The organism is Methylobacter sp. Wu8 (genome assembly GCF_036440755.1).
Taxonomy (GTDB): Bacteria; Pseudomonadota; Gammaproteobacteria; order Methylococcales; family Methylomonadaceae; genus Methylobacter_A; species Methylobacter_A tundripaludum_A.
On the sequence record NZ_JAZGVT010000050.1, the window covers coordinates 14,757 to 38,730 of the forward strand.

Genomic DNA, 23,974 nt, shown 5'->3' on the forward strand with positions numbered 1-23,974 from the left:
CCTTATAGTAATCGGCCTAATGGGCCTAAGTTAAAATTCAAATCATCGTCTTTAAGATCAAAAACCTCTCGTAAATGTTCCAGTTCCTCGGCTTGCCGCATTAACGTCAAACCTAAGCGCTCAATTTCTTCATCGCTGAGCGAACCCGAATCCATACGCTTAATAGCTTGGCGTTCCAACAGTTCGTGCAGCAGTTTAACCAGTGTTAAAACGAGTTGCGCCAAACCATTACGAACGCGTTCACCATCGATTTCTATTTTGCGCTTGTTACCTTGAACATCCGGTTGTTGCGTTGTTTGCGGTGGTAAATCAACCCTGGAATAATCTGGAAACAGGTCATTCGTTGTCATTGTCTTACTCCCTGCCACGTAAACGTTTTCCTGTTTCTACAGAAGCGACTAAAGCTTGTAGACTTAAATAAATCAAATCAATATTAGCGACTGAAATGGTTACATCAGCAACCACAACCGCACCTTTGTTCAGAATGCGATCCAATGCCTCACACAGAGAAACCTGTTGCTGTTCATCCTGATACTGCCGATTCATAGACATAATGCATATACTCCCAGTTTATAGAAACAACGCCGAACCCAAAGCCTTTAGCTCATCCAAACCCGTAGGCTCTATTTGCCGAAAAATTTGTGCTTGCGGCTGGTTAGGAAAAATGTCATGCGCGCGTTTGAGCTGCAATGATTCACGCGCATTAATTGCCTGGCACAATGCACAACCGCTGATGGGTGTAATCTGATTGATAAACAACGCTTTTGCCGTCATGCCTAGCCGCTGTAGTGCGCATAACATTTCACTGGTTTTTTCTATCGACAATTGAGTCGGAATAGTGACGGCATACACTTCTGTTTGTTCGATGTTTTGCAACAGAATGCGTAGTTTTTTTAATTCGCGTGAGAGCTGTACCAAGCGTTCCGATAAATGCGGCAACCGCATGACCTGGCGGTATTTTAGCAATAACGAGAAGAACTGTTTCAGCCAATCTCGAATCAATTCAGGCAATTCCAGTAAACGTAGTAAATGCCCGCTAGGCGCGGCATCGATTATTATTATGTCATAACGTTCGCTATCGAGATAATCAATAATTGTGGTCAATGCCATGATTTCATCCAGTCCGGGGGGAGCCAAATCGAGTAAGTGTTCCATCACTTCACGATCAAAGGTAATATCCAGATGCGGTAAAGCATCCTGCAAAAAATCTTCCAATTCTGCACGATAGTCCTGCCGAATTTTTTTGAAGTCAGCTTCCGCATTAATTTCCTGTGCATCGATTTCAACCAACTCCGTCCTGAGCGTAGTCGAAGGAAGCGTAGTCGAAGGGACTGAAGTAGGGTGCCGTTGTACGCTTATCCCCAAACAATCGCTAAGCGAATGCGCGGGGTCCGTTGAGAATAATAGAATACGTTTGTGCGGATATTCGCTATGCAAGCGCAATGCCGTGGCACAGGCCAAGGTCGTCTTACCCACACCGCCTTTGCCGGCAAAAATCAATAGCCGTAATGTGCTGGCAGGCAGCTGAATGGGATTTTCTACATGCAAGGGCAATTTATGACTATAGGCAGTAGTAGTCATGACTTCGTTTTCATCAAGTAAACGCACCTCTGCCCACAGTGAGTAAAGTAATTTGCCGCTTGGTTCTGCGGCAAGTAAAGGCAGCGTCCAAAACAGGTGTCCCGGTAAAAGCTTAAGGGCGTTTTTAAGCGCGAGCATTTGCCTGCTGCGTTCAGCTAAACAGATTGGACAATCGTTTTTAGGAAACAATCGATTGACCACCAGATCGGAGATAAACACCCGCTGTTTATTCAAGGCGCTGACAAGATCAATACTTTCCTCCACACTCATCGTCTCCGCCAGCATTACTAAAATAAAACAACAACGTTCTGTGTCGGTCATCAGACTGTGCATGGCTTTTAGCGAATCACTCATGCCCAATAAAAAATTATCCAAATGATCCAATCGATTATCGCCGCCAAAACGTTTTCGCATGTAGCGGTGTTTGGCGAGCAAGGTATCCAAAGCCGTCAACCACCGATGAATCAGGTCAGGCATTTCCAAAAGCCGCAATGTATGCCCCGTAGGCGCGGTATCTATAATGATGCGGTAATAGGTATCCTGTTCAATCCACTCGGCTATTTCAAGATAAGCCGCCAATTCATCCATGCCTGGAAGCGCGGCGTCCATTAAGCCTTGAATGTCGTTTTTGTCAAGGAAAGTACCGCGATCAGCGATTTCTTTCAGGAGGGCATCGTGTCGCATTTTGAACTCATGCAAGGAAGCGGCGGCATTTAATTCGCGCACCTCCAGATTCTTGGGCAACACCAGATTGGAAAGAATATTTTTCAGGGAGTGCGCCGGATCGGTAGAAACCAGCAGAAAAAGATGCTGTGGTTGTTCTTGCGCCAGCTTTAAAGCAGTCGCACTTGCACAGGTGCTTTTTCCTACACCGCCTTTACCGCCGAAGAAGACCAATTTCAGCAGTGACGGCTGTAAAAATTCTGGATAAATCGCAGGTTTCATTTTGTCGCGTCCTCATTGTCCTCATCCTCGGCATCTCCTATCATGTCATCCTCTTCATCCAGCGCATCTAATCTATCGAGTAGTACGGCTTCCTGTTGTTCAAATTCTTCTTCGGTGATCTGCCCCGCTTCCAGTTGCATATAAAGCTCTGTCAAACTTTCACGAATACGATCCGCCTCGCCAGCCAATTCTTCTTCGGCCAGTTCGTGAATTTGCCGAAAAATCCACATAATGCCTTTAATAGGAGAAAACAGTATGTCATCGACCAGCAGCATGGTTTATCCTCAATCAGGGTGAACGCTTTCGCTCGGCAACGCTTTTTTCTTTGCTGTGGGGGCATGTAAATCCAGAGTAACGAAATTATGCGGCGCCCACGGACCGGTATAATCAAACAAATAAACGTTATCAAATAACTTTGAGGCTTGAAAAACGCCTTTGGCGAATTCATCCAGCCGTTTTCTTTCTACCAAACACGCCAGATTCATCACATCTTTTTCTTTTTTAACAGGGTTTTCAATAATGTCTTCGCAATAATCGAACAATACTTCTTTTACTTTTTCAGTCGATTCTTTTCTATCCGCGCTACGCAATGATTCATATAAATTACCCAATCGAATCTTCTCTTCGCGGCGATTACCGTCTCTGGAATCTCTATTCCAGATTTCATCACGCGTTTCGCTCAAGATTGGATGCAAAGCAACAAAATATTCATAAATATTGGTGACATCCCAAGAAACGCGTAAGCCCATTTCCACGCGCCCATTTAGACGTTCAAAATGTTCTCTGATGGTCTTCTGGTTGGAGGCCAGCAAATTTTGTACGGCTTCGGCATTGCGTGCAATGACGCCGAAACGCATCGGCAATACGGTATTTTCTTCCGTCAGCGAGTGTAATACAGCCTGATGCGCAGTAATATTGCGTCTTTCCGGGCGTAAACGGGTGCTAAGCGTATCACTAACCACGGCTCTTAAACCGTTTTTATCGATGGCATAAACAGACGCAGATTCCAGTCCGCGTATTTTGTAGTTGGGTTTTGAGTCGTCGGAAGCACAAAGAGCATAAAGCACTTTAGCACGATAACTTCTGGATTTATCGATGTTCACAATGCACTCCTTAGTAAAATGCGTTTGCCTCTAGTGTGCTGCATCTGCATGCGGTTTAATCGCCGATATTCTTCTGAATAAATACGTCCTAAATCGGCAAGAATTTGTGGCTTCCCCGTCATGTTGACGCAAGCGCGAAAACTCTTCGCCATATGCGGGGTACGGATATGAGCGAGGGTGCGAATTTTGTTCATGATGACCGCCTCAATATTTGATTCGCAGACCGGAAGATTTTTTCTTCTCAGTTGACTTTGATTTACCGTTGTCGTCAATCGACGCACAGGCAGCGGCTGCAAGCAACATTTCCTTTTCTTTGTCAATATCGGCTATACGGCTATCGATACTGGCTATACGCGATGAAGCGGCCTCACGTTCTCGTATCCGCCGCCAACGCTCCAATTCCAACGCACCGACCTGAAAATAGTCTCGGTATGTTTGGTGGTCACCGCTACCCCGTCCTGAGTGAGTTTTTATATCTGAGATTGTCCGAGGAGGACGCGTACTGATTGCCATGACTACTCCACCACTTTCATTTTTTGTGTGGATGTTTTGATTGTTGCTGGCCCCACTGGCGGACAAATTTTTCGAATAACATCATCGACCATTTCATGAAAGATCGAGTGTCCGGCTCGTTGTATTTTAGCCGTTTCCATGCTCAAAACATCGTAGCAAATAGAATGGAATAACTTGTCGCCATAACGCGGTTTCATTCCTTGCAAGGACAAGATGTTGGCAATGGCGATGCCTGCGCGTAACCCGTGTTTGGTTTCATGTTCATTGCCACGCAACTCCCTGACTATATCAACGATATATGCCGACTCGTTTAATTCCAAGTCAGAACGCGCATGTAATATTTGTAGTTCGGTATCCCGATCCGCAAGACCGATATTGATGGTAATCATTCGATCCATCAGGGCGTCTTGGGTCTTGTGCGTACCCGCGTATTCTTCTGGATTGGAGGTGAAAATAGCGCGAAAGCTTGAGTGTACATCCATATAACCCTCCCCGGCACCGCGTAAACCGGGCAAGTTCAAAATACCTTCGGACAACACCGATAACAGCACGTTATTGGTTTCCGCCTTCGAACGATTGAACTCATCATAAATCAGCATATCGCCATTGCGGCACGCGGTCGTCAAACGATTATCCACCCACATGCGGTTCATCTGCTCTTCAGTTTTAAGTACCGAATGAATGTAATTATCGACTAAACTGCTTTTGCGATAGCCAATGTCTTTTCCCGTCAAATCGGAACTTACGAACTCTTCGTTACCTTGCAACAAGGTGACGGGGCGCCCCCATTGTGCAGCGAGATGAAATGCTAAAGTCGTTTTTCCTGTTCCCGATGGACCGGCAAAATGTACGGGATAGCCTGCGTGTAAATAAACCAACGCGCGATCTATAATATCTTTTACATAAGAAGTCAGCACAAAATGATCGCTCGCTTCTGGAACGACGAGATCATCTTCTACGGTATAATGTGAAACGGTATTTTGCTTAATCATAAAAATACTCCTGTACTAATCGGTATAGGTTCCCCACACTGGTGGGACTGAAGCTCTGGATAAATATCATCAGAGTTGTCTAGAGAAGATGTTCGGTCGATGCGACTGATAAAAGCACCACAACCAGACCTTTAGTGCCTAATTAGCGCTAAAGGTCTATGAAAAAGTTATTAGTTCAGTGAGAAACTGCATTCCCAATAACCTTATAACCTTGTTTCTTTCTATGTAGGCTGTTCATCTGCACACATGCTCTTTGTGAGCGACAGCGGCAACATCCCTATTTGCCTTTCTTCGCGCCAAAAAACTCACTAGGTTTTTTCTTAGGCTTTTTGATTTCACCCGCTTCTGTACGCTCGGAAGCAACGTCTATCGATCCAAAGTGCTCTGCATGTGGTGATGACGGCACAGCTGTTTGCTCAACGTCTGTTAGTACAGGTTGTACACTTCCATGTGCTTCATGTTGGCTTAACAAACCTTCAACACTTCCAGTCGGAGTCTCATTAAGATGAATGTCTATACTGGGAATGCTGTTTTTTTTTTAGACGTGGCTGTGCCGAAAAATACAGCATGAGCCCCGGCTCTGTCCTGTGCGGCATCTTTGATAAAAGCGGCAACATTGTTAGTCATGTCGGCAATGAAAACCGCTCTTTCTTTGGCACTGCGTTCAGCCATACTGTTACGATTAGCCTTAAAGCTGCCTAATAAATCTAGCGTCTTCTTTGACATATCGGTCAAGAAAGCGGCACGGTCTTTGCGGCCCTGCCGCCCCATCACTTGATGTGTATGCCGAAATTCATTCAGTAAGCGATTAACATCATTGGTATTATCGGTGACAAACGCTGCCCGCATGTGAGCATCTCGCACTCCATTCCTTGCCCGGGTAGCAGCAAAGTCAGCAATCTGTGCGTTTACACTGGAAACCCGCGCATTTTGTTGAGCTAAACGGGATTCACGACTATTGTCAATGTTTCTACGCAACTGCGCCATATCATCTGTTAAGCGTCCCATAGGTGTTCTCCTTAGGTCATCACTTTAGTAAAACCCCAATCAGTAAGCTTGAGGCGGTGGAAAGCGCCCAAGCCGCTGAATACTCAACGGCTGGTCACTCTTACTCTTTGGTTAATTAAGCTGGAGTAGCTGCACTGGCGGTAAGACCAATGGCTTCTGCGTATTTCAAATAAGTTTCAACAGAAGCAATCACAACGCGTGCTTCTATCGACAGCAATTCGATACCGACCAATGAAACCTTGACCCAGGCATCAATAACAATGCCTTTGTCCAGAATGCGGTCTACTACTTCAGCTAAACTAGAAGAGTCAGTTGATTTTTGAACTTTAGCCATGACGGCGTCTCCTAAAAAATGTTAATAAATTACAGATGTAATTGGATTTTATGTGCAACGATATGCTGCACAGTAAGAGTAAGGCAATTAGTACGCCAAACTTTCGGCGTTAGAGTATTCTTTGAGCTGAATAATTTGTTTTTTCGTATGGAATGTCTTGAGTGCACTGAACAATAAAGATATTTATTGTTTTTGAGCAGTGTAGAGCAGTATTGAATAAAATTTTTTTACTGTGAAAAGTTAGGCGTTTTTTGCTAACAATAATTGAAATTACCATGCAACTATGGTGTTAATTACTCAGTTAGGTAAGCTGCTCCCTAGCTTGCCGACCATAGATTAATTAATTTGAATTCGACATAAAAAAGCAGCCTTTTTAAAAATCTGAACGGCAAAATCAACTCAATTTTGTACTAACGGCGATGCATCAACTCTTTTCCAGCCACAACTATCGACTTCCCATCGTATGCTAAATACAACCCAAATACGAATGGAATGAAAACAAAGCATCTGTCAATCTCTCAAAACATGGTGTTGCATTCTTTACTTTTTACAACTACCGTATAAGCATGAACAGACCTAGCAAAACATGGCCGGCAGCCTTGCAACGTATCGCTGAAAGAGCTTTGGGCAAGCAAGCCGGTCACGCCTTGTGGCAGAAATACCATGCCACATTTTCGGCCGCATACCGGGCGCAGGTATCGCCGCGTTATGCGCTAAAAGATATGCTGTATCTCGACGAAGTCCTGGCGTCCTGCGCAATCCCCTCGTCTGCATCCTGTCGGCAGCGCATCAGCCTGCTGAGTCCCGGCAAAAAAACCGATCATTACCGGCTGCATTTTTACAGCCTGCAACCGCGCTATCTGGACGAATATATCCCGGTTCTGGAAAACATGCATTTACGGATCATGGATCAGGTGCAGTTTCCGGTTACGGTTGCCGGCACAACCTTGTTTATAAAAAGCTTTACGATCAAGGCCGCCAAAAGCCAGTGCGCTTCATTCGCCAAGTTAAGATGCCGGATGCTGGAAACCATTCAGATGATGATGGACGGCATGGTCGAAAACGACGCGCTCAGCAAGCTGTGTGTGCTGATCGGAATGACCTGGCAGGAAATCGACGTGCTCAGGGCTTACCGGAATTATTTCCTGCAACTGGGCCACCAAACGACCCGGGCCAGCGTTCATCATGCCTTGCTTAACAACCCGCAGGCCGCGCTGGGCCTGTTTAATTACTTTGAGGTACGGTTCAGGCCGAATCCCGACTGGGACGACCCGATGATTCGGGAGGAACAGGCTTTATTTCCGTTGCGTTTGCAGTTGCTAAGCAGCATTGCCTCGGTTTCCGATATTAATGACGACCGGATTCTGCGCACCCTGTTTAACCTGATCGACGCAACCATGCGCTGTAATTTTCATTTGCGCCGCGACCGGCCGGATTATTTCATCGCTTTTAAAATTAACAGCCTGGGCATCATCGATATGCCATCGCCAAAGCCGCAAAACGAGATTTATGTCCATTCGGTGGATATGGAAGCCATACATTTACGCAACGGAAAGATTTCCCGCGGCGGCATACGCTGGTCGGACCGGCCCGATGATTTCAGGACCGAAATTCTGGGCTTGATGCAAACCCAGATCAGCAAAAACGCGCTGATTATACCGACCGGAGCCAAAGGCGGTTTCGTGCTTAAAAAGAGCGGATTAAAGCACTCGTTGTCAAGCAACGGCCTGGACGTCAAAGAAGCGGCGAAAAAAGCCTATCTCACCTTCATCCGCGGCTTGCTTGATTTGACCGACAATTATGTCGACGACAGGATCGTCCAGCCCAACAGCATCGTCTGTTACGATAATCCCGACCCCTATCTTGTCGTCGCCGCCGATAAAGGCACGGCGCAGTTTTCGGACAGCGCCAATGCCGTTTCGGCGGAATATCAATTCTGGCTGGGCGATGCCTTTGCCAGCGGGGGCTCTCACGGTTACGACCACAAAGCGTTGGGTATTACCGCTCGCGGCGCTTGGGAATGCGTAAAACGCCATTTTCGCGAATTAGACAAAGCCGCCGCACCTGATCAGCCCTCTTACCTGCGTCCTGCCGGCAAAGACATACAACACGAAGCATTTACCGTCGTCGGCATCGGCAGCATGGATGGTGACGTGTTCGGCAACGGCATGTTGATGTCGCCCTACATCCGGTTGCTGGCGGCTTTTAGCGGATCGCATATTTTCATCGACCCGAATCCGCCCGATGGCGATGCCGCATTTAATGAACGCAAGCGCCTGTTTGAGTTGCCCGGCTCCAGCTGGAATGATTACGACCGGACGCTTATTTCGGCGGGCGGCGGCGTTTATCCAAGATCGGCCAAAGATATTCCGGTTTCCGCCGAATTGAAAAAATGGTTAGGCATCCGCTACAAAACACTGGATGGCGAATCCCTGGTCCGCTACCTGCTGACGGCTCAGGTCGAATTATTATGGCTCGGCGGTATCGGCACTTATGTCAAAGCCGGCACCGAAAAGAACGAAGAGGTCGGCGACCGGGCCAATGATAACGTGCGGGTGAATGCGGCGGACTTGCGCGCCGGCATCGTTGGCGAAGGCGCCAATCTGGGCTTTACCCAAAAAGCGCGCATTGAATACGGCCTGAAGGGCGGGCGCATTAACACCGATGCGGTCGATAACTCGGCGGGCGTCGATTCTTCCGATCATGAGGTGAATTTAAAAATCTTCCTGACCGGTCTGCAAAAAAAAGGTCTGATAGCCGACTATCAACCGTTATTCATCAGCATGACCGAGGAGGTTTGCCGTCTGGTACTGGCCGACAATATCGCCCAAAGCCTTTGCTTGTCGCTGGAACAACTGCGCTGCAAAGAAAACCCGGCGGTTTTTTTACAACTGGCCGAACAGTTGGAATCCGCCGGTTCTTTCGATAGAGCCGCGGAATGTTTTCCACACGTCAAAGACGTAATGTCCAGACCCGGACAGCTTATTACCCGGCCTGAACTCGCGGTACTGATGGCCGCAAGCAAAATGCACCTGACCCAGCTGATACAGGATCAATCGGCCTTGCTGCAGGAAGAATGCTGCACTTGTTATTTGCAGGCCTATTTTCCGAAACAGCTTGCCACACAATACGCAGACCAACTTTCCAGCCATCCCTTGGCCGGTGAAATCAAAGCCACACTGATCAGCAATAAAATCATCAACCAAGCCGGTTGCGGCTTTTTAAGCCTGGCCGCCGACAGCGACGGCACACTCGATCATGTCACCTGTTACCTGACTTTCGACCGGGTTTTAGACGGCGATGCGTTGCGGCAGGCGATTAATGCGCTGGACCATAACGCGCCGGTCGATAAGCAATATCGCTTATTGATGCAGCTGGAAACTACATTGGCCGGTTTTTGCCGCTGGGCCTTAATGCAACGAAGAAAAATCCGGCCCAACGATCAGACCATCAACTGCTATAAACGTTATCTAAAAGGCTATAAGCAATATTTCAAGACCGACTGCGCCGAATTTGCCGAACAGTTGGCGCAATACCGGCAAGACGGCATTCCCGAGCAACTGGCGCTGGACATGGCGTTTATAGCCAGCCTTGACGATTTTCCGCTGATCGTCTCATTGGCCGCAGAAACCGCTCAGGATTTTGTCGCCACATTGAAACTGTTCAATGAAATCACCGGTTATCTGGGTTTGTACCCGGTTTATAATCAGTTGGCGAAGCTACCGATGCACGATTATTGGGAACGGAAAGTATTGGATGAATTGCAAGAGGACATCAAACGCATGGTGGGCCTTGCCATCAAGGCTGTCCTCGCAAGCAAGGCCGAAAGCTGCACCGATTACTTCGACCGGCCGGACCAAAAACATAAAATCAGCCGATACCGGCGCATTTACCAGGAAATCAACAGCGCCGTGCCGGTTAACCTGTTTCCGTATATCGCCTTGGCTAAAGAGTTGCAGCATTTGGTTGGCGTCGATCCGGTAGCAGGCAAGAAATAATCTGTCCGAAACTTATAGAAGGCGCATTGCCGTGCTGTATGCTTAACCCTAAAAACCTAAGTTGAGCATTCCAAAATCCCGCTCACCCTGAGCTTGTCGAAGGGCGAACGGGATTTTGAAATACTGAACTGCGGTTTTTTGATTTAATCAATCTTTAGCACCTTCGCGCCGCGAATATTCCCTGTCTTCAGCTCAAGCAAAGCCTTGTTGGCCTGCTCCAATGCAAACACCTGAACCTCCGGCTGGAGCTTCATTTCCGCGGCCATCGTCAAAAATTCTTTTACATCGCGCCGGGTGATGTTGGCGACGCTCTTTAGCTCTTTTTCCTGCCACAGATGCAAGGGATAATCCAGGTTCAGCAGGCTGTGCTTGTCGCCTTCCTTGCGGATCGCATTAATCACCAGCCTGCCGCCGGATTCGAGGTTCGCCAAGGCTTCAACGACAGGCTCCCATGCCGGGGTGGTATCGATGATGCAATCGAGTTTATTGGGCGCCCGCTCCACGGTGTCTCCGCTCCACACCGCCCCCAGTTGCTCGGCAAACGCCCTTTCCTTCGCGCTTCGCGCAAACACGTAAACTTCGCTGTTTGGATACCGGTGCTGCGCCATTTTCAACACCAGGTGCGCCGACGCGCCAAAGCCGGTCAGTCCCAGCCGTTGCCCGTCCTTCAGGCCGGTCAAACGCAACGAGCGGTAACCGATTGCACCGGCGCAAAGCAGCGGCGCGGCCTGTACGTCGGAAAATGTCTCGGGGATGGCATAGGCGAAATTCGACGCAACCGTCATATATTGGGCGTAACCGCCATTGGCGTCACGACCTGTCGCAGTAAAAACCGGACACAGATTTTCATTACCCGCCAAACAGAACTTACAGTGGCCGCAAGCGGAAAAAATCCAGGCCACGCCCACCCTGTCGCCTATTTTAATAACATTTACCTTGTTGCCGAGCGCTTCGACCCGCCCGACCACTTGATGCCCCGGCACTATCGGTAATCGCAGTGGAGGCGTCCGTCCCTCAATTTCGTCCAGTTCGGTGTGGCAAACCCCGCAGGCCGAGACTTTCAGCAGGATTTCCCGGTCGCCGGGAACCGGAACGGGTAGCTCCATTAATTCCAGCGGAACCTGATTTTCTTTAAGATCGCAGAGCTGTTTCAATACCATGGCTTTCATTGCTTCCCCCTCGTTTGATTCCGATTCTGCTACGGCTTTCCGCTCTAAGCTATCAGTAATGTCTCCAATTGAAAATACACCACCGTTATGTTGCAATCATGGTTCGTGTTGCTGGAGAAAACGGTCCCCTGCCCGCTTAACGATAATCCATCCCCGGAGCATAATTAATGAACGATCTGCAACGCATGTTGAATGATATTGAAATGGAAGTTAACCTGACCCGTCATCTGATCGGCAAGGATGCATTGGACGACAGAGTCATGGCGGCCATCAAACAAGTGCCGAGACATGAGTTCGTACCTGCGGATTTCCGCTTCCTCGCCTACGATAACGGACCCGCACCGATCGGTTCGGGACAGACCATTTCCCAGCCCTATATTGTGGCGCTAATGAGCGATTTATTGAACACCAAGCCCGGCGATACCGTCCTGGAAATCGGCACAGGTTCCGGCTATCAGGCGGCCGTTCTTTCAAACTTGGTTAAGCAGGTTTATTCGCTTGAAATCATACCGGAGCTGTCCGAAAAAGCGCGCCGCCGACTCAAAAAGCTGGGCTACCGCAATATCACGGTGCGCACCGGCGACGGCCACACTCAGGCTGGCCGGAATATGCGCCGTTTGACGGCATCATCGTGACCGCCGCCGCACCTTATATTCCACCGGCCCTGATCGACCAACTGCGCCCCGGCGCCTGGCTGGTCATACCGGTGGGATTGCCTTACAGTTACCAGGAGCTGATGGTTTTAGAAAAAAAAGCCAGCGGCGAAACTGAGACCCGCACTATTCTTGGCGTCAGTTTTGTGCCGCTGACCGGCGGAGACGACGAAGAAACAAACTACAGCGCCGCCTTAAATTCAGGACACAGGTGATCAGTACCATGAATATCCACCATGACATTAAAGACTCTTCGCTGGCCGATCAGGGACGCGAGCGCATTGAATGGGCGCTGACTGAAATGCCGGTACTGCGCATCATCCATGATCGTTTTGCCGAGGAACGGCCATTGGCCGGTGCGCGGATCAGCGGCTGCCTGCACATCACGACGGAAACCGCCAACCTGGCCCGCATCCTGAAAGCGGGCGGCGCGGAGCTGGTGTTATGCGCCAGCAATCCGCTCAGCACCCAGGATGATGTCGCCGCCGCGCTGGTGCGGCATTATCAGATCCCCACCTTCGCCATTCGCGGCGAGAACAGCGACACTTATTACCGGCATATAGCCAGGGCGCTGGATCATCATCCGCAACTGACGATGGATGACGGCGCAGACTTGGTCAGCGAACTGCATAAAAACCGCAACGACTTGTTGGCTGAAATGATCGGCGGCACCGAAGAAACCACCACCGGCGTGATTCGCCTGCGCGCGATGGCGGCGGACAAGGCGCTCAAATTCCCGGTCATTGCGGTCAATGACGCAATGACCAAACACCTGTTCGACAACCGTTACGGCACCGGACAAAGCACGCTGGACGGCATTATTCGCGCGACCAATATCCTGCTGGCCGGCAAGACTTTCACGGTTGCAGGCTACGGTTGGTGCGGGCGCGGTATCGCAATGCGCGCCAAAGGCCACGGCGCTCAGGTCATCATCACCGAAGTTGATCCGTTAAAAGCGCTGGAAGCCGCTATGGACGGCTTCCGCGTGACGCCCCTGCTTGAAGCCGCCGCTATTTCGGATTTTATCGTTACCGCAACCGGCGACAAGCATGTGCTGGATCACGCGCATTTTGAAGTCATCAAGGACGGCTGCGTGATCGCCAATTCCGGGCATTTCAATGTCGAAATCAACATTCCGGCACTGGAAAAGCTGGCCGTAAAAAAACACCGCCCGCGCACCAGCGTCGAAGCCTATCAGCTTAAAGACGGGCGCACCGTCCGGCTGCTGGCCGAAGGGCGGCTGGTCAACCTGGCGGCCGCGGAAGGCCATCCGGCAACGGTCATGGATATGAGTTTTGCCAATCAGGCCTTGAGCGTTGCCTATTTGTGGCGGCACGGCGCCGGCCTTGAGCACACCGTGCATCCGGTGCCGGCGGATATTGACCAACGGGTCGCCGTCATGAAACTGGCGGCGATGGGCCTCAGTATTGACAGCTTAAGCCCGGAACAACAGGCTTATCTGTCGTCCTGGAAAGAAGGCACCTAAGGAAGCGCTGATTTAGTCCTTCGACAGGCTCAGGACGAACGGTAACGTATTGATTCCGTTCGTGGTGAGCCTGTCGAATCATGAACGGAAGCATTTTGTTCAGCGCTTCCCTAATTACCGCATCGGAGCGCCCAGGGGACATTCCTGCGCCGAAGCGTGGGAATGATAGTAATTAAACCGGGGGAGTCATAAAGATGTCATCAAATCTTAATATCCTGAAGTGGTTATTCGCGCTGGTTCTTATTTTCGGCGGGTTTACCGTTTACAAGATTTTCGGCGTTCTAGCTGTCGACCTCGGCAGCAAAGAATACGCATGGATACTAAAAATTATCTCTGAGTTTGGCTTGTTCACGTCGGTGGTCATTTCAGTGGGTTTTTTCCATCACTGGATCATTGCTACCGAAGAACGTAGAGAAACCGAAAAGATATTTCACAGCGTACTGACCCGATATATCGATGGGACGGTTATCAATGCCAAGAAACGGGGGTTTTTAGGCATAACCGAGAAAGAACTGGATTTTTCAGAAATCATGCACAGTCTGTATCCCGGCGATTATGTTTATTGGTTAATCATCTTTGATCCGCGTTACAGGCATTATTGCCGGGAGTTTGAACTCGCCATTAAAAGGGGCGTTCATTTCAGGATGCTTATTTTAAAGGATTGCCCCACGCCGGAACTCTATGCGAATGAAATAATAGGTTTCGGCGTCGAGGAGTTCAGACAATATAACCGCTTGTTTTTAACATCGCTGAAAGATATAGCAGGACGCATTAATGAGAAGGACAGCGGCACATTGGGCGTTTTTGCCTATGATTACGATAATTTACCCAGTGTTCCGCTGTTCTTTATTCTTCGCAAAAAATCAGAAACCCTGGAGGTTTTTAACAGTTTTTACCTGTCCGAGCCGATAGGAAGAATGCCTTATTTGCATTGGCAGTCTGAACTGAAACACGACACCAGTTACTTTTTCGAGTCGGAAAAGTGGAACATGCCGGATCTTTTTTTAGACTATTTTCAGCGCCGCTGGATCGTCGAAAGACATAAATCCTGTGAGACCGATAAAGAAAATTCAGCTTGCAAAGATTTTCTGTACGCGCCGGCTTCAGCCAGGGAGAAATGCATCCGCCTCAATTCCGAATCGGATACACTGAGTAGCCCCGATACTTCATGATCTTGAGTACAAAATGAATCTATAGAATAGGTGGTCTGACTTTCATCCATTGTATAGGCCTGATTGACGATATTTTTAGAACGTTACATCGAATGTAGTTTCCTTTTTTAAAACCATCTACGAAAAGTTTTTCATATTGATCTGGAGAATAACGATGACTAAAACAAACCAACAACAAGATGTTAAAGACGCCGTCCGGGCAGCGGTTAAATCGGGAGATGATGTTCATCAGCAAGTTAAGGATATAACCCTGAAAGCGCTGACAAAGCGGCAACTGGATATTGAAAATATCAAAAGTGTCACTGAAGCGGTCATTAAAGGCACTAATGAGGGCATGACCGATCATGGCAAGCACGGCAAAGAGGTCTTTATGCAGGCGGCCACAGCATTGGACGATGCGTTGGCGACTGCCGCGGAAGCATCGGCATTGGCTGTTGAAGAGGCCGCGTCCAAAGTTGCCGAGTATTCCGAACATGATTTTAATGATGCCATCAAAGACATACAGGATATGGAGGGGATGTTTATCGACACCCTGGAGAAAGTCGCCAAAGACAGTAATCAGGTTGTTGCCGACATCATCGGCGATTTTATCGCCCATACGCGGCAAAACGGAACGTCGGTCGGCGAACAAACTTTAATTGCCTTGGATGCGCTGAAAGATTTGCCGAAAATAAGCAAGGACATCATCCTTTCAAGCACGGTCGCCACAACGTCCACTTTGGCGCAAATAGGCAGCGGTATTTTATTGGGCATCGCTGAAAGCCTGAAGACGTCCCATTCCAACAAATAAGGTTCAACAGCGCAGCATGTTATGGGAAATGTTAAACGCGGCGAGGGACCTGGGCAGGATTCAAGATATTGCAACCGTATTAATCCGCTATGGATTCGGCAGCTTTGTTCGCAGCCTGGGGATGGGCAAGGTATTGGAGAGCGCAGGCCGGGTGCTGCATTGGCAGCATGCCGAAGAGTTTGCAAAGCTCGACACGCCGCAGCGCGTGCGCCGCGTACTCGAAGAGCTGGGACCTACCTTCGTCAAATTAGGGCAAATTCTTGCGACGCGCGTCGATTTATTCCCGCCTCAATATATTGCCGAATTTGAAAAACTTCAGGATCAGGCGCCCCCCATCCCCTTTGAAGAATTGCTGCCCCAGCTTGAAGAAGATCTCGGCGGCAACATTGACGAGTTTTTTTTGAACGTCGAAACACAAGCCCTTGCGGCGGCATCGATTGCCCAGGTTCACAAGGCTACGCTGAAAGACGGAACGCCGGTTATTCTAAAAATCCGCAGGCCCGGCCTGCGCAAAATCATCGAAGCCGATTTACGCCTTTTGCAGCGCATCATCGATATTGCCGAATCCGAATCAGAGGAAGTCCGAAGGTTTCATCTGAAAGAAGTCCTCCGCCAGTTTAACCAGTCCTTACGCCGGGAACTCGACCTCGCCGCCGAATGCAGAAACGCGGAACGGGTAGCCGCCAATCTGGCCGGCGATCCTAACATCAAGATTCCGACTGTCTATTGGCAATGGACCGGCGAACGGCTCAATGTACAGGAGTATATTCAAGGCATTCAAGGCAGGGATCTGGCTGCGCTGGACCAAGCGGGACTGGACAGAAAACTGCTGGCTGACCGCGGCACCCGGGCGGTCATTAAGATGATCATAGAAGACGGCTTTTTTCATGCCGACCCGCATGCGGGCAATGTGTTTTATCTGCCGGATAACAAGCTCGCATTCATCGATTTCGGCATGGTCGGACGCCTGACCGAGGAGCGCAGGGAACAGGTTGTCAGCCTGTTGTACGGCATGACCAATCACCTGCCGGTTAAAGTGGCCGAGATACTGGAAGACTGGTCGGACAATATTTATACCGATGAGCAAGTGCTCACCATTGAGATAGAAGCCTTTGTCGATCAATACAGCTCGCTGGCGCTGAAGGACTTAAGCCTTACCGCGATGATGGGCGACTTGATGGCGCTGCTAAGGGACCATAAACTGATATTGCCCGCCGATCTCGCCCTGCTGATCAAGACTTATATCACCCTGGACGGTCTCGGCAGGCAGCTTAACCCGGATTTTAATACGCTGGTCTTTTCCGCGCCCTATGTCCAGAGAGCCATGATGGAACGTTACAGGCCGGAGGCGCTTGCCAGACGGGGCTGGCGCAACCTGGTCAGCGTCGCCGATCTTTTATCCAGCTTGCCGAAAGACCTGCGTAAACTGCTGCGCGCATCCAGGAAAGGGGCCGTTCAGGTCGATATTACCGTCAGGCGTCTCGACCAATATGTTCATAGTATCGATAATGCGATCAGCCGGTTAACCATGGGCATCGTGACCGCCGCGCTGATTATCGGCTCTTCGATTATCATGACCGTAAAAGGCGGGCCGGAACTATTCGGGCTGCCTGCCTTCGGATTTTTGGGCTACTCGTTTGCCACGATCGGAGGCATCTGGCTGCTGCTTTCCATATGGAAAAGCGGGCAATGATTTTTCAGACCACGCACCATCCAAGCCAATAAGCGGTTTTTTATTTCATGTCAGAGGAGCTTGCACTCCAAATCGACATATCCCCGCTTGCACCGTTGTTCAATTCCCGGAATGAAAAACCGTGCCATTCGCTGAAAGGTTCTTGAAAGCTTCAGGCAATACAATGCTCCCCGGTAGCCGTTCATACCTCCCCCTCATGACGGTTCTGGAGTGCAGCCATTCTTCCCCTCTCGACGGGTAGATTTTCGATACTCCAGGATTGGACGGTTACCGACCGTTACTCCCACGATGGGAACGGCGTCCGACATTCCGCCCCGCAAAGCCGCGTAGGGTACGCCCACATATCATACGCAAGTTCTACGGGGCATTTTTCCTTGATCAATTTATACTCCATCCCCTTTTCACCCATTATTCGTTATAAATCTGGTCAACCAAATTCTTAAACCAGCGCGGGCGGAAAACCATCACGAACAAAATCAGCACCTCCAATATCGGCAGCGGTATGACGTGTAAAATGATCAATATTATCAAGACTAAAATGCAAACGAGCAGCCTTGGAAAAAAAGCAGTTTTTGTCATGGCGAGACTCCTGATGTAGTGACCGCGCTGATAAAAGTTGATAACGGTTTTATATTCAAATGTACCTAAGAGACCGGAAGGGGCAAAATATCGGCCGCCATTACCTTTGATTCCGGTAAAAAAGCGGCGCGCTTTATTCTAAAAACCGCGCAAGCGCAACAAAATACGCCAATCAGAGTATATTGATTTTACTACCAACCCGCACAGGAAAATCGTCATGACTGAAACTCGCGGATGGGCCACGCACGGTCCCAAGCAAAAACTCGAACTTTTCTCATACAATGCCGGGCCGCTGGGTCCCGAAGAAGTTGAAATTGCGGTCGAATATTGCGGCCTTTGCCATTCCGATCTGTCGATCATCAATAATGACTGGGCAATATCGCAATATCCGACCGTTCCCGGCCATGAGGCCGTCGGTAAGATTGTCGGCATCGGCGAACAAGTCAAAGGCCTAAAAATAGGCCAGCGCGTCGGCGTGGGCTGGAATGCCGGCAGCTGCATGCACTGCCATCAATGCATGACCGGCAACAACAACCTGTGCGCAGAAGCCGCGCCGACCATAGTCGGGCATCATGGCGGTTTTGCGGACAAGGTTAGAGCGCATTGGGTCTGGGCAATCCCGCTGCCGGACGCGCTCGATATTGCCGGAGCGGGCCCGTTGTTATGCGGCGGTATCACCGTCTTCTCGCCGCTGCTGACCTTCGGCGTCAAACCGACTGACCATGTCGGCGTCGTCGGTATCGGCGGCCTGGGTCATATGGGCCTTAAATTCGCCAACGCCTGGGGCTGCGAAGTAACCGCTTTCACCTCTAATCCCGCCAAGACTGACGAAGCCAAAGGCTTCGGCGCTCATCGCGTCGTGTCGAGCCGCGACAGCGGGGACATGCAAAAAATCGCAAACTCACTGGATTTGTTAATTGTGACCGTCAATACGCCGCTGGACTGGCCTGCGCTATTGAAGACCCTGAAACCCAACGGACGCATGCATGTCGTAGGCGCGGTTCTTGAACCGATGCCGATTGCCGCCTTTGACCTGATTTCCGGGCAAAAAAGCGTATCGGGATCGCCGACCGGCGGCCCCACAGCCATAGCGACGATGCTTGAGTTTGCCGCGCGGCATCATATCGCCCCGCAAGTCGAACATTTCCCGATGAGCAAAGTGAACGACGCGCTCGAACATCTGGCGTCGGGTAAAGCGCGTTACCGCATAGTGCTTGATGCGGATTTTGTTTGATTGAATTGACCGAAACACACCATGCGGTGCAATACGGCTAACGCCCATTGCACCCTTGCGACTCTCGTTGATAATCGCATTTCACTGTCTTAAAACGCGTACTTAAGGCCCATCGTAATGCCGAACTGCTGCGACCAGACATTGACCTCGTAACCGGAGCTCTCATCCTCGCCAAACACGGTATTCACCCAGCGATGGGAACCGGACGTGTCCAGCTTCAGGTAGTCCAGATCGAGATTCGCGCTGAGCTGCCGCGTCAGGCCGACGTCCAGCCCCAACGCAGCATGCCAGCCATTACCCCTCGTCTCTTCGTAGGTGAAGCGTCGGCCCTCCCTGAGCATGTGGTGATCCTCGTTTTCTCCTATCACATAAGCCCAGTCCAGCTGCATCCGTACCCCCAGCCTCGAAACGTAAACCGGGTTCCGCCATTCATAGGCTGTCTTGACCCCCAAAAAGGTTTGCCAATAGGTCTGCTCGAAGCGTATCCCGTCGCCGGGCAGCGCTATCGGTGGCGTGGTGTCTCCCGGCGACGGATAAACCTGGAGGCCGTCATGGCTGACAAATGAGAAACGCTGCCAGCGCCCCCCAATTACCGGACGCAGATCGAATCCCGAGGGCAATCCGACCCAATCCGAGATCTTCAGATCCACGTCGGCCCGAACCGAGTAGCTGGGATCGAGGCGTAAGTTCGATTCGGAATAAATCGTCTTAACCCCCGGCCTGGCGTCATCATCCCAATCCGAATCCTTAAACGGGCCGTCGGCCGCACCCGAGATATTCCGCATGGCTTCGATGCCGACAGAAACCCTCGAAAAGCTCCGCCTCGCCTCGAGGCCGGCCCACCACGAATCGAGAGGAAACTCCAGACGGCTCAGGGGGGCTTGATAAGGGGGGAAAGGGTTGCCGAATTCGTAGGAGGTGTGGCTGCTAAAATCGTTCCTGACCTTCGGGTTGACCGACCAGGGTGTGTCCGGGGAATCGCCCGGATCCATACCGGAAGCCCGGCTCGCCGAAACAGCGGTCAACAGGATTAAAATAGCCAACAAACGTTTCATGGCGAATGCCCTCTTCTTTCGATGGACGAATAATTATTTAAAGTGAATATCTCACAACAACGGCGCAATCAACAAGGCGATAATGTTGACTATTTTCATAATAATATTGACCGCAGGGCCGGCAGTGTCCTTGTAGGGATCGCCCACGGTATCGCCGGTAATCGAAGCTTTATGCGCAAGAGAACCTTTCCCGCCATGATGCCCCGCTTCAATAAATTTTTTGGCATTATCGAAGGCCCCGCCGCCCACACTCATGGAAATGGCAAGGCACAGGCCCGAGATAATCGAACCTATCAATACGCCACCTAAAGCTTCTTTGCCCAAGGTAAAGCCGACGATGACCGGAATGCATACCGGCAACAAGGCCGGAACCAGCATTTTTTTGATCGCTGAAATCGTCAGTATATCGACGGCCCTGGAATAATCCGGTTTGGCCGTGTAATCCATAATGCCGGGAATTTCCTTAAATTGGCGGCGAACTTCATTCACAATATCGCCGGCGGCTTTGCCGACGGCCTCCATAGCCAGTGCGGAACATAAATAGGGGATCAGGGCGCCGAGTAACAACCCGAGAATGACCCTAATATCGCCCAGATCGCAAACCAGACCTCCCAATTCAGTGGTATAGTCAGAAAACAGCACCAACGCCGCTAATCCTGCGCAACCCAAGTCAGATCCCTTGGTCACGGCTTTCGTGGTATTGCCGACGGCATCCAGGGCATCGGTCATCTTGCGTATTTCTTCAGGCAGTTTTGCCATTTCAGCAATGCCGCCCGCATTATCGGTAATCGGTCCGTAGGCATCCATGGCGACTATCAGCCCCGTTAACGACATCATGCCGACGGATGCCATCGCAATTCCGAACAAACCGGCGAGTTGATAGGATAACCACATGCTGGCGCATATCAGAATAATCGGCGCCGCCGTTGCTTTCATCGATACGCTGAGTCCGGCGATCACATTAGTGCCGTGACCCGTGGTTGATGCTTTTGCGATATAACGGACCGGAGCGTAATCGCTGGAAGTATAGTAGACGGTCACCGGCATCAACGCGGCCATTAAAGCCAAACCGGTAATTGCCGAATAAAACAGGTTTATCGACGGCACGGTCTTGCCGCCGATAATCAGCGTCTCTCCGAGCAGCCATTGAGTAACGGGATAATAGATCAGGACTGTCAAAACAGCCGTCACAATCAATCCACTGTACAACGCAGCGATGATGTTTCCATTAATGCCTATCCTGATACAGAAGATGCCGACGATGGACGTCAGGATGGAAATGCCCACTAACACGAGAGGGTATAGCTGAATGTTGTTACTTCCAGTCACCAGAATATCCGCCAATATCATGGTTCCGATTATCGAAGCCGTGTACGATTCGAATAAATCCGCGCCCATGCCCGCGCAATCGCCGACGTTATCGCCGACCTGGTCGGCAATAACGGCCGGATTGCGAGGATCGTCTTCAGGAATTCCGGCCTCCAACTTACCGACCAGGTCGGCGCCGACATCGGCGCCTTTGGTAAAAATACCGCCGCCGAGACGGGCGAATACAGCGATCAAAGAGGCCCCGAAAGCGACCCCGATCATGGCTTGCAAGGGTTCATGGACACCGCTTGCCAGCAACATTTCGTAGTAGCCGCTGACGGCCAACAGTCCCAGGCCGGCAACCAGCATCCCGGTAATAGACCCACCCCTGATTGCGATCAAGAAGGCCCGGTTGATACCTGTGTAGGCCGCCGCCTGGGCAGTACGGGCATTGGCTCTCACGGAAACATGCATGCCGATAAAACCGGCCATTGCTGAAAACGTTGATCCTATAACGAAACCGCCTGCGGTTTCCCAGTTTAACGAGAATGCAATTATCGCGAACAGAATAATGCCCACCAGCGCGATGATCTTGTATTGTCTCGATAAGTAGGCTTGGGCTCCCTCCTGTATCGCGGCGGCAATAGCCTGCATTTGTTCGGTACAGGCAGGTTGGGCATTAATCCACTTAATCGAAATAAAGCCGTACAAAATCGCACAGATTGCTGCACCGGGAGCGAAGAGCGTAAGCCAATGCTCCGGCAAAAAAACGGAATAGGTGTTGTCAAGCATAAGGGTTCCCGGTTAATGATTTCACGCAACCAGCAGTTCCAGCACACCATGCTCAGCAAATGCCGGTTGCCTCAATATCGCGGGCGCGGCCCGCTCCTACGGAGTCATTGTGCTTAACTCAATGGCATTGAATCTTTATCCAGGTCGGTCATAAATTCTGTCAGCACTTTCCGGTCTGCATGCGGCATCACCACAACATGCGCATACTCCTGTTTTTGATGATTAATGTCCAAATGCATGGTTGCCAGTGAATATTTTTCCACAATCCGGTCGCTGGGCTTTCTAAAAAAGATAGTATTGGATCGATCGTTAACGCGTGTGGGTTGCAGGTAGGAAAAATGGCTTTGCATCTGTTCCATCAGGTAAACCGCGTTCTGCAACATGGACCGCGCGTCTTCAGCCAGTTTGTCCATCGCCGACGGCGTTGAAAAGAAATAGAATTCCGCCGGTTTTACGGCATCCCTGGAGCAGGTTATCGTTCCCGGCACATGATGGATATATTCGGGATTATGAATTTGACTGAAAAGCTCATTAAACTCGTCGAAATGGCTTTTCGTGGTAATGAATAATCCGGCGGGCGATGGAAAACCGAAAAATTTATGACAGGAAACGGCTATCGAATCATATCGGGCCAAAGCCGGGTTGCTCTGGGATTGGTATGACACTTCCCCGGCATGGGCGGTAAACGGCAGGTAGCCGCCAAATAATGCCGCATCCAGATGCAGGTGACTGGTATAGCCTTTTAACGCTTCCTGAATGCGGTCAACCTGATCGATAGCGCCTTTAAAAGTGGTCCCGATCGTCGCTATCACTAAAGCCGGATGAGATGGATTATCGGCCAGCTTCTGCTTTAGGTCATTGGGGTCCATGCCGCCATCCGGCAGCGTTTCGACCAAAACGGTTTCAAGCCCCAGCAAGTCCCGCAAAATCTGTATCGAATAATGCGCTTCTTTGGTGAAATAAGCTTTCGGCAACACGCCGGTACGGCCTTTTAACAGGGTCCGCCCCATGTACATGCCGTGCATGTTGCTGTCGGTCCCGCTATGTGAAAGAAAGCCCCAGGTATTACCCGGAGGAAATCCGTATAACTTGCCGAATCTCAGGATCAGTTCTTGTTCAAAATCGTGGGTATTGTTTGGGATAGCGCTGTCTTTGAACGGATTGCCGACGTTATTGTAGGCAAACGTATTGATTCCGGCATCGAGCAGTTGCCGCCGCCAAGCAAAAAAATCATCGGACAGCGTATTCATATTGACCGGATACCCCAGCAAAAGATTTTTCTGCGTTTTGAGCTTTGCCTTGTCTGCCAGCGACAGGTTTATCTCTGGGGATGCTTCCGCCTGATTTACCACCCAATCGAGATGTTGCGGTCTACAGCCGCTGGAAACGGCCAGGATCCCTGCACCACCATAACCTAAAAAACGACGTCGTGTAAGCATGGCGAACTCCTTTTAAAATCTGACGATCTTTTGAACTTGGTTTTATTAGACAGGTTCAGCTTCTCAAGTCCATTGATATAAGTCAATGGAAAACAGAGGCGCTTAAAATTCAGCTTCTTTCATGTCAGCA

The 23,974-nt window shown here is 50.1% G+C and carries 23 protein-coding genes; 8 read left to right on the forward strand and 15 right to left on the reverse strand.

The window, feature by feature from the left end:
* Positions 1–2: 2 nt before the first annotated feature.
* The 10 genes from V3O24_RS05630 to gvpA all read right to left on the reverse strand — a co-directional run bounded on the left by V3O24_RS05630 (position 3) and on the right by gvpA (position 6,476).
* Complete coding sequence (locus tag V3O24_RS05630) at positions 3–350, reverse strand: gas vesicle protein K (protein WP_331306547.1); 348 nt, start codon at positions 348–350, stop codon at positions 3–5.
* Positions 351–354: 4 nt separating this feature from the next.
* Positions 355–552: a gas vesicle protein gene (locus tag V3O24_RS05635; protein ID WP_219820870.1), complete on the reverse strand. Its 198-nt coding sequence runs from the start codon at positions 550–552 to the stop codon at positions 355–357.
* 18 nt (positions 553–570) lie between these two features.
* Positions 571–2,526 carry an ArsA family ATPase gene (locus V3O24_RS05640; RefSeq protein ID WP_331306548.1) on the reverse strand — a complete coding sequence of 652 codons (1,956 nt, stop codon included), beginning with the start codon at positions 2,524–2,526 and terminating at the stop codon, positions 571–573.
* The gene (locus V3O24_RS05645) at positions 2,523–2,801 is read right to left on the reverse strand and encodes a gas vesicle protein GvpG (protein WP_104424674.1); all 279 of its coding nucleotides are present in this window, start codon (positions 2,799–2,801) and stop codon (positions 2,523–2,525) included. Before V3O24_RS05645 ends, V3O24_RS05640 begins: the two co-directional genes overlap by 4 nt.
* 9 nt (positions 2,802–2,810) lie before the next feature.
* Positions 2,811–3,629, reverse strand: coding sequence for a GvpL/GvpF family gas vesicle protein (locus tag V3O24_RS05650; RefSeq protein ID WP_181049914.1), 819 nt, complete (start codon positions 3,627–3,629; stop codon positions 2,811–2,813).
* Entirely contained in the window at positions 3,626–3,823 is a 198-nt protein-coding gene (locus V3O24_RS05655) for a hypothetical protein (RefSeq protein WP_104424672.1), read from the reverse strand. The genes V3O24_RS05650 and V3O24_RS05655 overlap by 4 nt, the downstream gene beginning before the upstream one ends.
* Before the next feature lie 10 nt (positions 3,824–3,833).
* On the reverse strand, positions 3,834–4,142 hold the full coding sequence (locus V3O24_RS05660) for a hypothetical protein (RefSeq protein ID WP_104424671.1): 309 nt from the start codon (positions 4,140–4,142) through the stop codon (positions 3,834–3,836).
* A gap of 2 nt (positions 4,143–4,144) precedes the next feature.
* Positions 4,145–5,134, reverse strand: coding sequence for a gas vesicle protein GvpN (gene gvpN / locus V3O24_RS05665; protein ID WP_104424670.1), 990 nt, complete (start codon positions 5,132–5,134; stop codon positions 4,145–4,147).
* A gap of 513 nt (positions 5,135–5,647) precedes the next feature.
* Positions 5,648–6,142 carry a hypothetical protein gene (locus V3O24_RS05670; RefSeq protein WP_104424669.1) on the reverse strand — a complete coding sequence of 165 codons (495 nt, stop codon included), beginning with the start codon at positions 6,140–6,142 and terminating at the stop codon, positions 5,648–5,650.
* Between the two features lie 115 nt (positions 6,143–6,257).
* Positions 6,258–6,476, reverse strand: coding sequence for a gas vesicle structural protein GvpA (gene gvpA / locus V3O24_RS05675; protein ID WP_021013972.1), 219 nt, complete (start codon positions 6,474–6,476; stop codon positions 6,258–6,260).
* Between the two features lie 566 nt (positions 6,477–7,042).
* Here gvpA and V3O24_RS05680 point away from each other — a divergent pair.
* A complete protein-coding gene (locus V3O24_RS05680; RefSeq protein ID WP_331306549.1) occupies positions 7,043–10,474 on the forward strand; it encodes an NAD-glutamate dehydrogenase domain-containing protein in 3,432 nt (1,143 codons plus the stop codon).
* A gap of 143 nt (positions 10,475–10,617) precedes the next feature.
* On the opposite strand, the gene V3O24_RS05685 is transcribed toward V3O24_RS05680, so the two are convergent.
* Entirely contained in the window at positions 10,618–11,643 is a 1,026-nt protein-coding gene (locus V3O24_RS05685) for a zinc-dependent alcohol dehydrogenase family protein (protein ID WP_331306550.1), read from the reverse strand.
* Between the two features lie 167 nt (positions 11,644–11,810).
* Here V3O24_RS05685 and V3O24_RS05690 point away from each other — a divergent pair, with 167 nt between their 5' ends.
* The 6 genes from V3O24_RS05690 to V3O24_RS05715 all read left to right on the forward strand — a co-directional run bounded on the left by V3O24_RS05690 (position 11,811) and on the right by V3O24_RS05715 (position 17,437).
* Positions 11,811–12,278 carry a protein-L-isoaspartate O-methyltransferase gene (locus tag V3O24_RS05690; protein WP_331306551.1) on the forward strand — a complete coding sequence of 156 codons (468 nt, stop codon included), beginning with the start codon at positions 11,811–11,813 and terminating at the stop codon, positions 12,276–12,278.
* Positions 12,275–12,511, forward strand: a complete 237-nt coding sequence (locus tag V3O24_RS05695; protein ID WP_331306552.1) for a hypothetical protein — start codon at positions 12,275–12,277, stop codon at positions 12,509–12,511. Before V3O24_RS05690 ends, V3O24_RS05695 begins: the two co-directional genes overlap by 4 nt.
* Before the next feature lie 8 nt (positions 12,512–12,519).
* Positions 12,520–13,782, forward strand: coding sequence for an adenosylhomocysteinase (locus V3O24_RS05700; RefSeq protein ID WP_104424706.1), 1,263 nt, complete (start codon positions 12,520–12,522; stop codon positions 13,780–13,782).
* 194 nt (positions 13,783–13,976) lie between these two features.
* Positions 13,977–14,954 carry a hypothetical protein gene (locus V3O24_RS05705; protein ID WP_104424665.1) on the forward strand — a complete coding sequence of 326 codons (978 nt, stop codon included), beginning with the start codon at positions 13,977–13,979 and terminating at the stop codon, positions 14,952–14,954.
* A 154-nt stretch (positions 14,955–15,108) separates the two neighbouring features.
* Entirely contained in the window at positions 15,109–15,744 is a 636-nt protein-coding gene (locus V3O24_RS05710) for a DUF6781 family protein (RefSeq protein ID WP_331306553.1), read from the forward strand.
* A 16-nt stretch (positions 15,745–15,760) separates the two neighbouring features.
* On the forward strand, positions 15,761–17,437 hold the full coding sequence (locus tag V3O24_RS05715) for an AarF/UbiB family protein (RefSeq protein ID WP_331306554.1): 1,677 nt from the start codon (positions 15,761–15,763) through the stop codon (positions 17,435–17,437).
* 408 nt (positions 17,438–17,845) lie between these two features.
* On the opposite strand, the gene V3O24_RS05720 is transcribed toward V3O24_RS05715, so the two are convergent.
* Positions 17,846–18,016, reverse strand: a complete 171-nt coding sequence (locus tag V3O24_RS05720) for a hypothetical protein (protein ID WP_181049913.1) — start codon at positions 18,014–18,016, stop codon at positions 17,846–17,848.
* A gap of 217 nt (positions 18,017–18,233) precedes the next feature.
* Here V3O24_RS05720 and V3O24_RS05725 point away from each other — a divergent pair, with 217 nt between their 5' ends.
* A complete protein-coding gene (locus tag V3O24_RS05725) occupies positions 18,234–19,250 on the forward strand; it encodes an NAD(P)-dependent alcohol dehydrogenase (RefSeq protein ID WP_331306555.1) in 1,017 nt (338 codons plus the stop codon).
* An 89-nt stretch (positions 19,251–19,339) separates the two neighbouring features.
* On the opposite strand, the gene V3O24_RS05730 is transcribed toward V3O24_RS05725, so the two are convergent.
* The 3 genes from V3O24_RS05730 to V3O24_RS05740 form a co-directional block, all read right to left on the reverse strand.
* Complete coding sequence (locus V3O24_RS05730; protein ID WP_331306556.1) at positions 19,340–20,305, reverse strand: omptin family outer membrane protease; 966 nt, start codon at positions 20,303–20,305, stop codon at positions 19,340–19,342.
* 51 nt (positions 20,306–20,356) lie between these two features.
* A complete protein-coding gene (locus tag V3O24_RS05735; RefSeq protein WP_331306557.1) occupies positions 20,357–22,405 on the reverse strand; it encodes a sodium-translocating pyrophosphatase in 2,049 nt (682 codons plus the stop codon).
* Positions 22,406–22,518: 113 nt separating this feature from the next.
* Positions 22,519–23,844 (reverse strand): pyridoxal-dependent decarboxylase, encoded by a 1,326-nt coding sequence (locus tag V3O24_RS05740; protein WP_331306558.1) that lies wholly within the window; start codon positions 23,842–23,844, stop codon positions 22,519–22,521.
* Positions 23,845–23,974: the final 130 nt, after the last annotated feature.